A 14,488-nucleotide genomic window follows, 5' to 3' on the forward strand; every position below is an offset into this window, starting at 1 on the left:
CCTCAGCTGGTGCTGGTGCCGGTACCGGCCGCCGGATCGGCGCCCGGGGCGGCGTCCGGGCGGGTGCGCCACAGGATCAGCATGCCGATCAGCAGCAGCAGGACCGCCGAGCCGATCCACGCCACGTCGTAGGGCAGCAGGTCCACGCCATAGCGGACCTGATGGACCCCCAGCACCTTGTGGTTCAGCACCCCGTCCAGCAGCTGGAAGAATCCGAGGCCCGTGACCACCGCGCCGATCCACCGGGGCCACACCACAGTGGAGCGGCGCCGCACATCGGCCAGCAGGAACAGGCCCCCCACCGTGATGAACCAGGCGAAGGCGTGGAAGAAGCCGTCGGCGGTGAGCGCCACCCGGGTGGTGGAGAGGTCGTAGAAGTGGTGCCACTGCAGCACCAGGTGGAACACGAACAGGTCGATCATCGCCGCGGCGATGCCGCACCCGAACAGGAACCCGGAAGCCACCGTGCGGCGGTCAGGATTCCGCTTTCCGCGCCGATCCGGGCGCCCCGCCACGGCCGCTGACATCACCGCTCCTTAGAAGCGTGCGGGTCCTCCTGACTACGGCCCGCGCTCTCGCGCAGGTTGCGGCCCCGCTCCAGATCCTCCTGGTACTTCTTCTCCTTCTTGTCGCTGGCCTTGGTGTCCCGGGCGGGCAGCTGCAGCTCCTCCTCGGCCGGGATCCCGGCCTGCAGCTCACGCCCGCGCTCGATCTCGCTGTCCACCTCCGCACCGAACAGCAGGATGGCGTTGATGATGTAGATCCACAGCAGCATGATGATCACGCCGGCCAGCGCCCCGTAGGTGGCGTTGTAGTTGCCGAAGTTGGAGACGTACAAGAAGAACCCCACGCTGGCCAGCACGGCGACCACGATCGCCAGCAGCGCACCGATGCTCATCCAGCGGAACTTGGGCTGCTTCACGTTGGGAGTGGCGTAGTACAACAGGTCCACCACCAACACCACGATCGCGGCCAGCACGAACCACTTGACGACGTTCCAGATGGTGACCGCGACGCCGCCCAGGCCGATCGCGTCGCCCACGGCCTGCGCCACCGGACCCGAGAGCACGAAGATCAGCAGCCCGATCACTCCGAGGATCAAGAAGAGGGCCGTGAGCAGGTACATCTGCACGTTGAGCTTGATCGCGCCACGCCCCTCGGGCACGTCGTGGATGGTGTTCATCGCCCGACCGAAGGCCTTGGTGTAGCTGGAAGCGGACCACAGGGCAGTGAGCAGGCCGATGATCAGCCCCAGGCCCGGCGCAGGGGCGGTGAGGATCGATTCGAGGGCGGGTCGCACCGTCTGCCACATGTCCGCCGGGACGATGCCCTCGGCCTGGTCGAGCACCGCGGTCACCGAGGACTCGCTCTGCCCGAACAGGCTGAGGATCGACACCAGCGCGATCAGGGCCGGGAAGATCGACAGCACGGTGCGGTACGTCAGCCCCGCAGCGAGGTCGGTGCAGCCGTCCGCGCTGAACTCCCGCACGGTGGTGCGCAGGATGTACTTCCAGGACGGTTTGGTGACCTCCGTGGGACTGTCAGGCTTCCGGTCGTCCTCGGGGTGGGGGGCGTCGGCCGGGTCGTTCCGGTGTTCGGTGCTGCTCGAGTTCATGGTGGTCCTCTCCCCGTGCGTCAGTGGTAGGTCCGGGGCGTGGTGCACGGGGGCCGTCCGCGGATCTGGGGCCACTTGCGTGGGAGCCTGCCCGGAAGCCGCAGCAGGCCACCTTGCGAGCCGCCCTCGTTCTGTCGACACTACGGGGGCGGCGCCGGAGACCGGCGACCGATGACCGACCGGTCGAACATGCGCAGGCCGCGAGCCGGGCCCCGGGGCCGGGTGGGCGCGCGCGGTGGCTGCGCGACGGTCACGGCGTATCGTGCCCTCATGCGCATCGAGCTGAGCTCCGTGATCCACCATCGGCTGGAGGACGTGGTGGCCTGGCATCGGCGGCCGGGCGCACTGGTGCGGATGATCCCGCCGGCGCTGGGCAGCGTGGAGGATCCTCGCCAGGACGGCATCGAGGACGGCACGCGGGTGCGCACCCGCCTGGGTCCCGCGCAGCTGGGACGGATCCGCCCGGAATGGACCCTCGAGCACTGCGACGTCACGCAGACCCCCACCTCCTTCTCCTTCGTGGATGCGCAGGTGACCGGCCCGTTCCGCGCCTGGCGGCACCACCACCACATGGAGCAGACCGACGACGGTGCGAACACACGGTTGCAGGAGACCATCGACCTCCGCCTGCCGCGAGGGGCCGGGATCGGCGAGCGCATCGCCGCTGGCCAGGTGCGGCGGATGCTGGACTTCCGGGCCGCGCAGCTGGAGCAGGATCTGGACCTGCATCGGCGCCTGGCAGGTGCGCCGCGCCTGACGGTGGCGGTGGCCGGGGCCTCCGGCCTGATCGGCACGCAGCTGACCGCGCTGCTGAGCACCGGTGGGCACCGCGTGCTGCGGATGGTGCGGGGCAGGCGGGCGGGCGAGGGAGAGATCGCGTGGGACCCGGCGGCCGGGGTGCTGGATCCGTCGGACCTCGAGGGGGTCGATGCGGTGGTGAACCTGTCCGGGCGCAGCATCGCCACCCGGATGACGGCCCGCGCCAAGCACGAGATCCTGGCCTCCCGCACCTCCTCGTCGGGGCTGATCGCCCGCACCCTGGCCCAGCTGGCCCGCAGCGGGTCCGGGCCGCGCATCCTGGTGCAGGCCAGCGGCATCGGCTACTACGGCGCGAGGCGTCCCGGTGAGCTGCTCACCGAGGACTCCGCACCGGGCGAGGACGTGCTGGCGAACGTGTGCCGGTCGTGGGAGGAGCAGATGGCGCCGGCCGCCCAGGCGGGGGTGCGCACCTGCGCTGTGCGCACCGGGATCGTGCTGACCGATGCGGGAGGTGCGCTGGCACCGCAGCTGCCGCTGTTCCTGGCCGGTGTGGGCGGCCCGCTCACCTCTCGGGACGCGGCGATCAGCTGGATCACCCTGGATGACATGGCGCGCAGTTACGTGCACGCCCTGCTCACCGACGCGCTCGACGGCCCGGTGAACGCGGTGGCCCCGCAGCCGACGACGGCCGGCGAGCTGGCCCGCACCCTGGGCAGGGTGCTGCACCGCCCCTCCGCCGTGCCGGTGCCGCCGTTCGGCCCGCGGCTGGTGCTGGGCCGGGAGGGGGCACGCGCGATCGTGGAGACCGATCAGCGGGTGAGCGACGAGCGCCTGCGCGCCAGTGGCTTCCAGGCGGCGCACCCCGAGCTGGAAGGCGCCCTGCGGCACGTGCTGCGGCGCTGATCCGCACGGCCAGCCCCCGATAAGGGCCAATGCCGCGCGACCCCATTGTCATAGTGTGTGCCACACAGTATCGTGTGCGCCATGAACGATGTGTTCGACACCCACCTGCAGGAGCTGCGACGTGGCACCGTGGTGCTGGCCTGCCTGCAGCTGCTGCGCTCCCCCGGCTACGGCTACGGGCTGCTGCAGGACCTCGAACGCCTCGGCTTCGCCACCGACGCGAACACGCTGTACCCCCTGCTGCGCCGTCTGGAGAAGCAGGGCCACCTCACCAGCGAATGGAACACCGAGGAGGCCCGGCCGCGGAAGTTCTACCGCACCTCAGCCACCGGCATCTCCCTGGCCGATGCGCTCACCTCGGAGTGGACGGCGCTGACCGCAGCCATCGCCTCCCTCACCCCCGGCTCCCCCACCCTCGCGACCGAGGAGAACTGATCATGCCCACACTGACCGAGCGCTACATCGCCGCCACCACTGCTTCCCTGCCGGCCGAGTCCCAGCAGGACGTGCGAGCCGAGCTGGGCGTGTCCATCGACGACGCCGTCGAGGCCCGCATCGAGCAGGGAGAGGATCCGGCCGCCGCCGAGCGGGCGGTGCTCACCGAGCTGGGCGATCCGGCGGTGCTCGCGGCCGGCTATGCGGATCGCCCCCTGCACCTGATCGGCCCGCGCTACTACCTCACCTGGTGGCGTCTGCTGAAGGCGCTGCTGATCATCGTGCCGCTGTGCGCACTGGGCGGCGTCGCCGTCGCGCAGGCCCTGATCGGCTCCCCGGTGGAGACGATCATCGCCGAGTCCCTGGCCATCGCGCTCAGCGCCGCCGTGCACGTGTTCTTCTGGGTGACGCTGGTGTTCGTGATCCTGGAGCGCAGCGGCACCCATGCCGGTGGCGGCTGGGACGTGGACCAGCTGCCGCAGGCCCAGGATCCCGATGCCCGCCTCTCGGACGTGGTGGCCTCCCTGGCGCTGCTCGCGGTGACGGCCGCCGCGGTCCTGTGGGACGGCACCCGCGGCGTGGTGCACGTGCGCGGCGAGACGCTCTCGTTCCTGCATCCGCAGCTGTGGCCGTGGTGGATGGCGGCGCTGTTCGTCCTGTTCGCACTGGAGGCCGTGATCGCGGTGACGGTGTGGATCCGGCGGGGCTGGACGGCGCCCCTGGCGGCCGTGAACACCCTGGCCGCGCTGCTGGTGGTGAGCTGGACGCTGACCCTGCTGGGCCGGGGACTGCTGGTGAACCCCGCGTTCACCGAGGCCGTGCTCCTGGACAACGGCGTGGATGCGGACGTGGTGCGCATCCTCGGTGTGCTGCTGGGCGTAGTCGTGACGGCCATCGCGGGGTGGGATGCGGCCAGTGGATGGGTGAAGGCGCGGCGCTCCACCGGCCCGGCCCGCTGAGAACGACCCGGCCACTCCGGTGCCGTGCTGGCGGTGCTGTCTCAAACCGCCCCGGGAGATGCCCTGCGGTCCTGGACCTGGGCGAGAGGGCCTCACCCCGTCCTCACACACCGGGCTGAACAAGGGTGAGATAGGCGATTCCCTCAGCGCGGAGAGACTGGACACTCGTAGAGTGGCGGGCACTGGGGAACCTGCTCTCCAATGCGCTGAAGTACACGCCGCGCGGTGGGACGGTGTGCGTGCACACCGCGGTGGAGGATCACCATCTCGAGCTCGCGGTCACCGACACCGGGATCGGAATGTCCGATCAGGAGCAGACGAACCTGTTCACCGACTACTACCGCACCGAGACCGCGCGCAACAGCGACATCCCCGGCCACGGCATCGGGCTGTCGCTGACCCGGCGGATCGTGGTCGCCCACGGCGGTCAGATCAGCGTGAGCTCCCGCCCGGGCGAGGGGTCGACCTTTACCATCCGGTTCGGTCTGGACGAGGTCGAGTGGGCGGACCGGGCGTGAACAGGCGGCGGGCGGCCTGGATCTCACACCTCAGCTCGCCCCGTCGATCACCCGCAGCACATCGTCCGCCTGGAAGGCCTCCGAGCGGCGGTATCTACCTGTTCCCGGAGTGAGGATCCCACGGGTGACCAGGGTGTCCACGGCGCGATGCGCGGCCACTGCAGAGACTCCCAGCTGCTCAGCGATGAACTTCGCGGTGACGACCGGCTGCTCCCTGAGGACCGGGAGGATCCGGCGGGCCGAGGAATCGGCGCGCAGGCCCGCGGCCTTCTCCGCGAGCAGCGTGTCGAGGGCACGGATCTCGTCCTGGACGCCCTGCATCCGCTCGCATGCCTCGGCGGCGATCTCGACGAAGAATCGCACCCACGCGTTCAGTGCCTCCGCCGCCTCTGACGGGTCGTCCGTACGTGAAGTGCTGAGATGCTGCACGTACTCCCGCTCTCGTGCACGGATCGCGGTGGAGACGGGGAGGAGGCCGGAGCGCACGACGCCACCACGTTCGAGGACCGCGTGGATCAGTGCTCGTCCGGCGCGTCCGTTTCCGTCCTCGAACGGGTGGATGGACTCGAACTGCAGGTGGCCGATGGCGGCGAGCAGAAGGGGATGCTCTCCGGAGCTGCTGAGGTACTGCAGGAAATCCTCCACCAGGGCGGGGACCTCACCCGGCGGAGGGGCCACATACTCTGCGCGGAGCTTGTCCCGGCCGCCGATCCACACGTCCACCCGGCGCAGACCTTCCGAGGCGCCCACCACTCCCAGCGCACGATGGACCTGCTCGACATCACCGATGGTCCATTCATCGCGCCCCGCGAGCTCCTCGATCGCGTCGCGCGTCGCCTGGACGTTGCGGGCCACGCTCATGGCCTCGTGATTGGGCAGATGGTCCTGCTGATCGCCGAGCTGGGCGTAGGAGACATCCCGCCCGGAGGCATTGACGCGTTCGATCCGCGAGGAGGCGATGGACTCGGAGCGCAGGAGCAGGGGGTAGATGCCCCGTCGCGTCGCCTCATCGACCTGCGCGGAGGTCGCAGTGATGAGGCTGGCGATCTCGAGTGCTTCCTCCCGCAGCTCCCGCCCGAGCAGAGCTCCCACGTCCTGCTCGGCGAGACGTGCAGGCACGTAGTAGGAGTAGGCGCCGCCCCGTCGTTCCGCCGCCGTCGCGCCTCGGAAGTCGGGCTGCTGACGGCCTGGCAGCCATGAGCCATGGATACCCATGAGCACCCCTTCAGTAAACCTTAGATGCATAAGGTTAACTGAACCTTGTCCGGGGTTCACGCTCGCAGCATGGCTGCCGGCTCAGTCCCCCTCGGAGCGGGGCGCCGGCGCCTCCTCGGCCGTGCGCTTCTTCTGCCGTCGTTCCCGCAACCCGGAGCCGACGGTCCAGGCCGCGTAGACGAACAGCGCACCGGTGAGGGTGGGCACCGCCCAGTTGCGGGTGCTGCCGTCGATGGCCTGATTGGCCCAGCCCAGGTACGGGATCGCATACCAGACCTTTCCCCGGATCTGCACGGGCTGGACCGGTTCGGCGTCGGGGGTGTTGTTGGCGTCGCCCTGGGTGGTGAAGCGCACCTCGCCGGTGCCGCTGTCCGTGCTGCGGGCGATGACCCGGTGTGTCGCCACAGCAGGGTTGCCGGACTCGATCTGGAAGGTGATCACATCCCCCACCCCGATCTCCTCGGGGGCGGCGGGCTTGATCACCACGAGCGTGCCGGGCGGGTAGGTGGGACGCATCGAGCCGGTGAGCACGCTCAGCGGCATCCCGCCCACGGCGGCGGGCACCACGATGGTGAGGGCTCCGAGAGCCACGATGATCAGCAGGACGCCCAGGCTGAGCCCGTTCAGAAGCGTCCGGAGCACCTCTCGGGCGCGGCGCGGGCTCTCGGTGCCCATCGTCTCTCCCTCCGGCGGGCGGCGAGGAGCAGCAGGAGTCCACCGCTGATCATGCCCGTTGCCGCCACGAGCACCACGGTACGTGCGAAACCGGTGACGGCGAGGGCACCAGCGAAGTCCGAACCCGGCGCCTCGCTCGTGGCCAGCTTCTCGGGTCGGGGTTCCTGCACGGGGTCGGGGCCGGGGTCGAGCCTGACCGGCGGGCCGAGCGGCGTGGAGTCCGTGAGATCCGCGAACCTGGTCCACGGCAGGCCGACCCCCACCCCCCACCCCGGCTCCTGCCTCGGTGAGGACGGCGAGACCGAAGGCTCGACCGGCGTCTGCGGTCGAGATCTGCACGTTGGTGAGCGAGACGTCGAGCATGCCCGGGGAGCTGGCGATGCTGCGCAGGTGGAGGGTCGCGGTCGCAGAGCCACCGGGGACGAGCACCACGTCCTCGCCGAAGAGGGCGGCCGATGGGGCAGATGTCCAGTGCACGCCGTCCAAGGAGAACTCGAGCGGCCGCTCGTCGGCGTGGCTCGGCGTGATCGATGCGAGGGCGAGCACGAGGGTGAGCAGCAGGACGGTGAGGACGTCCCACCCTCCACGGCGGTGACGCTCGTCCCTCACTTCTGCCACCCGCAGTACACGCCCGTGGCGTTCATGTCCTGGGCGACGGTGGGGGTGGTGTGGAACTTCCCCGTGGCCACGGGGGCCCAGTCGCTGGTGCCGGGCAGCTTCATCTCGACGTACAGCCAGGCATTTCCGTGCCCGCTGCTCGCGATCAGCTTCTTCACCGTGTTCGAAGTGTTGCTCAGGGGCACCACGGTGTACCAGTCCGCGGTCGACGGGTTCGGCAGGGCGATGCGTGCCTTCGGCGTGTCGGCGTGGGCGATGAACATCCGGTACTGGACCTGGTTGCGGTACGAGGCGTCCTTCTTCCCGTTCGGTGAGGTGAAGGCGAGCTGCGGTTCCCACGGCCCGTCCACGCGGCAGGTCATCGTCTGGGCCTCGGGTTCGGCGGGCGGTGCGGGCTTCACGGTCTGGGTCACGCTCATCGCTCGATCGGCGGTGAGCTGCCACTGCGAGGCTCTCGCGTACTCCAGGGAGGAGGTCATCGCGAGCTCGAGGGTGCCGGCCGGGAGGGTGGCATGCGCCGCGGCGGTGAGGGAGGTCTGCAGGCACACGGTCGCGGTGGCGCCGGCGGCGAGCTCGCCGTGGAGGCTCAGGCCGGCCTCGGCATTCCCGGTGCGCGCTCCGCTCAGCGCGGCCTGAGGGCTGCAGTCCAAGGCGCGGGTCACCGGTGCGGCAGCGATCTGCACCGCGGCGGGCAGGACGGGGCTGCTCGCCTGGCCGGGGGCCACCTCGAGGGTGTACTCCGCCGCGCGGCTGCCCGTGTTCGTGATGGTGCCATGGTGGAGGATGCGGCTCGGCGCCTCGACCTGAGGGCGCCCTGAGGGCTGCTCTCCCCGAGCGCCCGGCCGGTGCAGGCGGTGCGCGGGTCTGCGGCCCGCCTGCGACCGGCGAGCCCGCTGGGGTGTGTTCGGAACCGTTCGGATGCCTGCGCCTGTCCGGAATCGCCCCCGCAGGCGGGCGCCCCAGGCCTACTCTGAGCGAAAAAGCTCCTGGGCATGGAGGTTCTCGATGTCTCGCTCGGACTCGAACGAGGTCCCGAACAGCACGCCGGAGGGCGGCACCCACCAGGACGGGACGTCCGAGGACCCCGCCGCCCCCGTCGGCGATCAGGCCGCGCCCTCCGAACGGCGCGAGCGGCTCGAGCAGGCCGCGCTCAGAGGGCGGACAGCAGTCGCCGGTGCGCTCAACGAGGCGCGCCAGCGCCAGGGACTCTCGTACCGCGCGCTCGACAGGCTCTCCGGCATCCGGGTGGCGACGCTGCAGGGCTGGCTGACGGGAAAGTACACACCGCAGGTGGGGATGCGGAAGGACTTCATCCGGCTCATCGGCGTGCTCGGGCTGGCCGATCCCCCGGACGTCCCCGGCGGCGTGAGGGCGGTCGACTGGTGGGAGGCGATCCAGGAGCCGTCGGCCCGGAGCGTCCGTCCTGCGGACAGCACCCCGCCCTATCCGGGGATGCTCCCCTACGACCTCAGCACGGCGCACATGTTCGCGGGGCGGGACGGGCCGATGGCCGACCTCCGTACCCGCCTGCAGCGGAGGCTCGAGGGGCGGGAGCGGCCGCTCCTCCTCGTGACCGGCCGCTCAGGAGTGGGGAAGTCCTCGCTCGTGGCGGCCACCGCCGCGCAGTTCGCTCCGGATGTCGAGACGGTGATCCTCTCACCGTCGACGGAGGCGCTCGAGGTCCTGCAGTCGCCTGCGGGCGATGTCCGCCGGATCGTGGTCCTCGACCACACCGAGACGCTCTGGACCAGCTGCCCTCCGCAGCTGGCCGGACAGCTGCTGGATGCCGTCTCCGCGGTGCAGGAGAAGAGCTCCTCCCTGGCCCTGGTGCTCGTGATGAGAGCTGATGCGATCGCCCCCGCCACCGACATCCCGCTGCTGCAGGATGCGCTCGAGCATGCTCACTTCGTCCTGGGTCCCATCGACCGGAAGGACGTCGTCCAGATCATGGAGGCTCCCACGTCCGGGCGCGGAGTCACCGTCGAACCCCGAGTCATCGATCTGGTGCTGAACGATCTGGGTGCCGATACGTTGCAGACCACCCGTGGCCGCACGGACGGTGTGCTCGTCGGTGCGCTGCCGTTGATCTCCCAGACCATGCGGATGCTGTGGGTGGAGCGTCGCGCTCCCGAGGCGATCACGATCGCCGACTACCACCGCACTGGAGGCATCGCGGCATCGGTCGAGACGACTGCGGAAGCTGCGTTCGCGCGGCTGAGCGCGCAGGGGCAGGCAGTGTGCTGGCCGGTCCTGCGGGAGATGATCCGCATGGACGAGGAACGTCCCTCGAGGGTCACAGCGACGAAGGAGACGTTCACCTCCGCTCCGGCGCGAGAGGTGCTGCAAGTCTTCCTCGCCTCGCATCTGCTGCTGAGCAGTGATGCCGGCATCACGATCGGTCATGACCTGCTGTTCACGACGTGGCCGCGGCTCACGGACTGGCTCGCCTCGGCGAAGAACTATTCGGCCGCGCGTCGCATGCTCACTCGGTACGCCCGGTTCTGGGATGACTCGGGGCGGCCGGATGACTTGCTGCGCACGACGGACGCCTCCATCATCTTGGCCTCCGAGGACGAGACCGATGACCGGGGCTCGCTCCGCCCGCCGCTGCCACGCGTCGAACGGGACTTCCTGGTGGCGAGTCGGCACGCTCACAATGCGCAGCTGCACGAGGCCGAGGAGGAGAACAGATCGCTGAAGAAATCGGCTCGGCGCTTCCGCACGGTCACCGCCTTCGCCAGCTCCTTCGCTGTGGTCGCCCTCGTGCTCGCGGTGACGGCCCTGGTCGGTGCTCATCGTCTTGATGATGCTCGCGCTACTGCGCTCGGGAACGAGATCGCCAGCCGTTCGGAGGTGGTGGCCGAGACGCTGCCGTCCCAGGCGGCGCAGCTCGCCGTCTCCGCCTTCGGCATCGACGACAACGCAGCGACGCGTTCTCGGCTGCTCTCCTTGAGTGCCAGTGCACTCCCCAGGGACCTGCAGAGTGTTGCCGGTCCCGGTGCGCTGGCAGCCGTGTCGGATCTCGTGGCCCAGGGCGGCTCGGACTCCACAGTTCATCTCATCGACCCGATCTCCGGTGAGGTCCTCCATGAGATCGCGACGCCCTCTTCGCACACGTACGCGCTGAGCCTTGTAGATCTGGGGGATCGCGTCCTGCTCGCGGCCGCCGGTGAGGACATCTCCGGCGATCCGCCAGAAGGATGCGTCTGGGAGGTGGAGGCGGAACCTCGAAAACTGGGCTGCCTCACCATTCCCGCGGCATCCAATTCTGTGGCCGTTCTGCCGGATGGCAGCGGAGTGCTGTTCGGCTCCGGCGATGGCACGATCCAGAGGATGCGCCTGCAGGACGGCTCCGTCGAGGTCCTGCCCGCGCTGCGGGGGCCGGGCGGCGACGAGTCCGCCCCGTCGGCGGTGATGGGATTGGACGCGGCCGCCGGCACGGTGATCGCCGCCGCGGAGGACGGAACAGTCGCGGCGCTGGATGATCCCCTGGGGGATGGTCGATGGTCAGCGCCACTGCAGACCGGGCTTGTCCAGTCGGTCAGTCTCGCAGCCGACGGGACGCGATTCGCTGTCGCCACCCGTGACCACACGGTCGTCATCGGCAACATCCTCGGGACCGAGGGGGAGCCTCACGAGCTCGAGCCCGTGGTCGAGTCGAGCGCTTTCGAGTCCTGGACGAATCACACGGAGTTCCTGCCCGATGGGCGGATCGCCGCAGTCGGCTCGGATCAGACACTGCGGATCATCGATGGTGAGGGGGTCGTGACCCGTACGCAGACTCTGGCCTCGCTGCCCACGCAGCTCGCCGTCACCGATTCCGTCCTCGCCACGTACACAGTCGACGGCACGATCCTGCTGTGGCCGCTGGAACGCTTCGTGGGGCAGGACCCGCGGGGCCGCGTCTTCGAGGTGGTCTCCGATGATTCCGGCACGTTGGCCGCGAGTCTCGGATCTGCTGATGGTCTGCTCCAGGTCGAACGCCTCGGCGAGGACGGAGTGCACACTCCGATCACCGTCCCAGACACCGACATCGAGACCCGGTACGGGATCGATGTCAGTCCCGACGGAAAGTTCGTCGCCAGCGCAGGACGGGGAGGCCTGCAGATCTGGCGGGTGGGCCAGACATCCCTCAGCACGCCGACCGTCATCGACCCGCTCCCTGATGCACTGATCATCTACGTGAAGTTCGCTCCTGACGGTTCCCGCATCGCCGTCGGCGACCAGTCCGAGGACACCGTCGTCGTCTACGACCTCGAGGACGCCCCCGGCTCCGGCGGAGCCGAGATCGAGCTGCGAAAGACTTCCGAGATCCCGGTGCTGGCCGGAGGCACCATGGACTTCGTGGACCGCGACACCCTCGTCGTCGAAGATGGCAGCTGGGAACTGCTCGTCTGGGATCTCGACTCCGATGAGGCGCTCGCCTCCGTGAGCCTGGACGGAGAGCGCCCCGCCATGATCCTCGCCCGACCGGGCCATCCAGGACAGATCGCCTTCGCCACGGAGTCCCGCAGCGTGGGCCTTCTCGACCTCACAGAGGCTTCCGCGCCACGCGTCCTCTCCCGGGCGACAGATCTGACCGACACCCCGAGGAGCCTGGACTTCAGCCCCGACGGGTCGACGCTCGCTATCGCCGCCGTGAGCCATGTCGATATCCGCTCAGTGAGCGCGGACGGGACCGACATCGGCACCTCACAGCTGCGACTGACCGGCCCGATGCGCACCGAGATCGCGGACGTATCCTACCTCGATGGCGGAAAGCGGATCGTCGGCTCGACGTACAGCGGGAACCTGTGGTGGTGGGACCTCGACACCGAACGGGTCATCGAGCACATCTGCGACGCCGTGGGCACCCCGCTCACCCTCGAGAAGGCTCGACAGCTCGCACCGAGCTTTCCGGAGGACGGCCTCTCCTGCGAAAGCTGAACCCGCGCGGCGCCGGTGCATAACAGTGCAGGTTGTGACGGTGTCTCGAGCTGTTCTCGAACATTTCCGGACGCTGAGGAGCGCAACGGCGCCCCGATGCTGGAGCGCGGTGAGTGATTGCCTCAGGTCCCGATCAGACCCGGACGGCTTCCGCCTGTTCTCCGGCTGCCGGGGCTGGCTACGTTGCCACTGAGGGCGGCGCCAAGGAGCGCTGGCCCCGGGACAGTGACGACGAAGGGACTGCGAGGGCAATGAGTTCACCCATTCCGGGATACCTCGTATGCGGCATCGGCCTGGTGCTGCTCGCGATCGCTTTCGTCTGGGGAGTGGTGATCGGCTACTACCCGAAGGACCTGCCGATGCTCGCCGTCACCGGGCTCGGTGGTGCCGGCCTGGCCCTGCTCGGGCAGCGGATGTTTCAGGCGGCGCAGCGCCAGGCAGCCGAGCGGGAGATCGCCGGCCGCGAGGTGGAGGAGCGCTGACATGGCAGGGATCGACGACAAGATCGCGGCACTGGCCTTCACCGTCACCACCTCCCGTACCCACGAGCGGATCGCCGAGCTCGTCGGTGACGCGGCACAGATCGCTCGCTCGACCGGCCCGAAGGTCTCGGTGTCCGAGAACTCAGAGGGCGGGTTCGACGGAGTCATCAAGAACTTCGCCGGAGTCACTCTCGCCGAGTTCACCGTGCGGGTCGAGACGGGCGGAGACGGGAGCAACGTCGTGATGTTCCAGGTCGACGACGTCTTCCGCACGCGGGAGATGTTGTTCTACGTCATCCCGATCTCGCCGTGGGGCGCCCCGGGGTACAAGACGCTCAGAGCGTTCAGCGAGTACCTGCGGGAGAAGGTGCAGGGCGACACCGTACGGATCTGCGGAGTCTCACGTCCGCACGCATGTCTCGCGACCGGCGAAGGTACAGGGAATGCGGGCGTCTCCGGACGGAGCGACGTCGGGCGCTGTGCTGGCGCATTGTGATCAGGTAAGACTCGGGAGGACCAGCAGTGACGCTGAACAGGGACCAGAACGGCACCGAAGGCATGGTGCTGCGTCCGCGGAATCGCTCCCGCCTCGCAGCGAACGTGCTGGCACCTTCCACCACCCACAGCACTGGAGCATCGCCCAGTCCACTCCAGCTCCAGGCTCGCCGCAGACCTCGTGCCGCAAACCTGCTCGACAATGTTCGGACTATCGACGCCTCACCTACGCCCCAGGCACAGGCCGCAGTGCGCGAATGGCTTCAAGAATGGTACGAGACACGTGGAGGTGGCCAGCTCATCGGGCTCTTCGGTCACTGCTACCTCGGAGCACCGTACGTCGATCACGCCATCGGATTCGACGGGGTGATCCTCGAGCATTACCAGGCTCAGCAGGAGGTGCCCGGCATATACACCGCGGCCAGGCCCCTCGCGGTCTCCGAGGCGTACGCCTACATCGAGATCTACGCGGACGGGCACGTAGTCCCGATCCGTCCAGACGGATCACCCGTCATCTGATGTCAGAGGCGACACGGGCTCGCTCTGGGAGCCCGTGTCGCCGTCCCACAGGAGAGGAAACCGCCCATGTCTGACGTACGTATCGACCTCAGCGGAGTAGAACGAGCCATCACTGAAATGGGCACGATTCTTGAGAGGGATATCCAGCAGGTGTCTGTCGAGGTGGGTGAAGTCCGTGCTGACGTCGCCACCACTTCGCAAGAGCTCAAGGATCTGCGCCAGCGGTTCGAGGAGTACGCCCAGCAGTCCGAGCGCCTCGCTGAGTATTCGTAGTCGTGGGAGCCACCGAATCTTGCTCTTGGGGACCGCCGATCGTGCCGACGGGGGCCAGTAGCCGCCGCGGTGGGGACCACTGGCTCCCGCCGGCAT

The 14,488-nt window shown here is 69.1% G+C and carries 14 protein-coding genes; 8 read left to right on the forward strand and 6 right to left on the reverse strand.

Annotated features, from left to right (window positions below):
• Positions 1 to 2: 2 nt before the first annotated feature.
• Complete coding sequence (locus tag JOD52_RS14410; RefSeq protein WP_204410722.1) at positions 3 to 527, reverse strand: DUF2243 domain-containing protein; 525 nt, start codon at positions 525 to 527, stop codon at positions 3 to 5.
• Positions 527 to 1,615 carry a YihY/virulence factor BrkB family protein gene (locus JOD52_RS14415; RefSeq protein ID WP_204410724.1) on the reverse strand — a complete coding sequence of 363 codons (1,089 nt, stop codon included), beginning with the start codon at positions 1,613 to 1,615 and terminating at the stop codon, positions 527 to 529. The genes JOD52_RS14410 and JOD52_RS14415 overlap by 1 nt, the downstream gene beginning before the upstream one ends.
• Positions 1,616 to 1,885: 270 nt before the next feature.
• Here JOD52_RS14415 and JOD52_RS14420 point away from each other — a divergent pair, with 270 nt between their 5' ends.
• The 4 genes from JOD52_RS14420 to JOD52_RS14435 all read left to right on the forward strand — a co-directional run bounded on the left by JOD52_RS14420 (position 1,886) and on the right by JOD52_RS14435 (position 5,189).
• On the forward strand, positions 1,886 to 3,277 hold the full coding sequence (locus tag JOD52_RS14420) for a TIGR01777 family oxidoreductase (RefSeq protein ID WP_204410726.1): 1,392 nt from the start codon (positions 1,886 to 1,888) through the stop codon (positions 3,275 to 3,277).
• Positions 3,278 to 3,358: 81 nt separating this feature from the next.
• A complete protein-coding gene (locus JOD52_RS14425; RefSeq protein ID WP_204410728.1) occupies positions 3,359 to 3,712 on the forward strand; it encodes a PadR family transcriptional regulator in 354 nt (117 codons plus the stop codon).
• 2 nt (positions 3,713 to 3,714) lie between these two features.
• Positions 3,715 to 4,671 carry a permease prefix domain 1-containing protein gene (locus JOD52_RS14430; protein ID WP_204410729.1) on the forward strand — a complete coding sequence of 319 codons (957 nt, stop codon included), beginning with the start codon at positions 3,715 to 3,717 and terminating at the stop codon, positions 4,669 to 4,671.
• A 182-nt stretch (positions 4,672 to 4,853) separates the two neighbouring features.
• Positions 4,854 to 5,189 (forward strand): sensor histidine kinase, encoded by a 336-nt coding sequence (locus JOD52_RS14435; RefSeq protein ID WP_338124135.1) that lies wholly within the window; start codon positions 4,854 to 4,856, stop codon positions 5,187 to 5,189.
• Between the two features lie 30 nt (positions 5,190 to 5,219).
• Here JOD52_RS14435 and JOD52_RS14440 read toward each other — a convergent pair whose 3' ends face one another.
• From JOD52_RS14440 to JOD52_RS14450, 3 genes are all read right to left on the reverse strand, one after another.
• The gene (locus tag JOD52_RS14440; protein WP_259884291.1) at positions 5,220 to 6,308 is read right to left on the reverse strand and encodes a Fic family protein; all 1,089 of its coding nucleotides are present in this window, start codon (positions 6,306 to 6,308) and stop codon (positions 5,220 to 5,222) included.
• Positions 6,309 to 6,485: 177 nt separating this feature from the next.
• Positions 6,486 to 7,079 (reverse strand): signal peptidase I, encoded by a 594-nt coding sequence (locus JOD52_RS14445; protein ID WP_204410733.1) that lies wholly within the window; start codon positions 7,077 to 7,079, stop codon positions 6,486 to 6,488.
• A gap of 605 nt (positions 7,080 to 7,684) precedes the next feature.
• Complete coding sequence (locus JOD52_RS14450) at positions 7,685 to 8,422, reverse strand: hypothetical protein (protein WP_204410734.1); 738 nt, start codon at positions 8,420 to 8,422, stop codon at positions 7,685 to 7,687.
• Positions 8,423 to 8,702: 280 nt separating this feature from the next.
• On the opposite strand from JOD52_RS14450, the gene JOD52_RS14455 reads away from it, so the two are divergent.
• From JOD52_RS14455 to JOD52_RS14470, 4 genes are all read left to right on the forward strand, one after another.
• Positions 8,703 to 12,623, forward strand: a complete 3,921-nt coding sequence (locus tag JOD52_RS14455; protein WP_204410736.1) for an nSTAND1 domain-containing NTPase — start codon at positions 8,703 to 8,705, stop codon at positions 12,621 to 12,623.
• Between the two features lie 251 nt (positions 12,624 to 12,874).
• Entirely contained in the window at positions 12,875 to 13,105 is a 231-nt protein-coding gene (locus JOD52_RS14460) for a hypothetical protein (protein ID WP_204410738.1), read from the forward strand.
• A 1-nt stretch (position 13,106) separates the two neighbouring features.
• Complete coding sequence (locus JOD52_RS14465) at positions 13,107 to 13,601, forward strand: hypothetical protein (RefSeq protein ID WP_204410740.1); 495 nt, start codon at positions 13,107 to 13,109, stop codon at positions 13,599 to 13,601.
• 26 nt (positions 13,602 to 13,627) lie between these two features.
• Positions 13,628 to 14,119 (forward strand): hypothetical protein, encoded by a 492-nt coding sequence (locus tag JOD52_RS14470; RefSeq protein WP_204410741.1) that lies wholly within the window; start codon positions 13,628 to 13,630, stop codon positions 14,117 to 14,119.
• Here JOD52_RS14470 and JOD52_RS14475 read toward each other — a convergent pair.
• Entirely contained in the window at positions 14,105 to 14,488 is a 384-nt protein-coding gene (locus JOD52_RS14475; protein ID WP_204410743.1) for a hypothetical protein, read from the reverse strand. The two genes, JOD52_RS14470 and JOD52_RS14475, sit on opposite strands and share 15 nt — an antisense overlap.

It is taken from the genome of Brachybacterium muris (assembly GCF_016907455.1).
GTDB lineage: Bacteria > Actinomycetota > Actinomycetes > Actinomycetales > Dermabacteraceae > Brachybacterium > Brachybacterium muris.

Bases quoted from the DNA above. Each gene is read 5' to 3' on its own strand.
- JOD52_RS14415 (WP_204410724.1), bottom strand. From the start codon at position 1,615: ATGAACTCGAGCAGCACCGAACACCGGAACGACCCGGCCGACGCCCCC.
- JOD52_RS14475 (WP_204410743.1), bottom strand. From the start codon at position 14,488: ATGCCGGCGGGAGCCAGTGGTCCCCACCGCGGCGGCTACTGGCCCCCG.
- JOD52_RS14445 (WP_204410733.1), bottom strand. From the start codon at position 7,079: ATGGGCACCGAGAGCCCGCGCCGCGCCCGAGAGGTGCTCCGGACGCTT.
- JOD52_RS14465 (WP_204410740.1), top strand. From the start codon at position 13,107: ATGGCAGGGATCGACGACAAGATCGCGGCACTGGCCTTCACCGTCACC.
- JOD52_RS14430 (WP_204410729.1), top strand. From the start codon at position 3,715: ATGCCCACACTGACCGAGCGCTACATCGCCGCCACCACTGCTTCCCTG.
- JOD52_RS14455 (WP_204410736.1), top strand. From the start codon at position 8,703: ATGTCTCGCTCGGACTCGAACGAGGTCCCGAACAGCACGCCGGAGGGC.
- JOD52_RS14410 (WP_204410722.1), bottom strand. From the start codon at position 527: ATGTCAGCGGCCGTGGCGGGGCGCCCGGATCGGCGCGGAAAGCGGAAT.
- JOD52_RS14460 (WP_204410738.1), top strand. From the start codon at position 12,875: ATGAGTTCACCCATTCCGGGATACCTCGTATGCGGCATCGGCCTGGTG.
- JOD52_RS14420 (WP_204410726.1), top strand. From the start codon at position 1,886: ATGCGCATCGAGCTGAGCTCCGTGATCCACCATCGGCTGGAGGACGTG.
- JOD52_RS14425 (WP_204410728.1), top strand. From the start codon at position 3,359: ATGAACGATGTGTTCGACACCCACCTGCAGGAGCTGCGACGTGGCACC.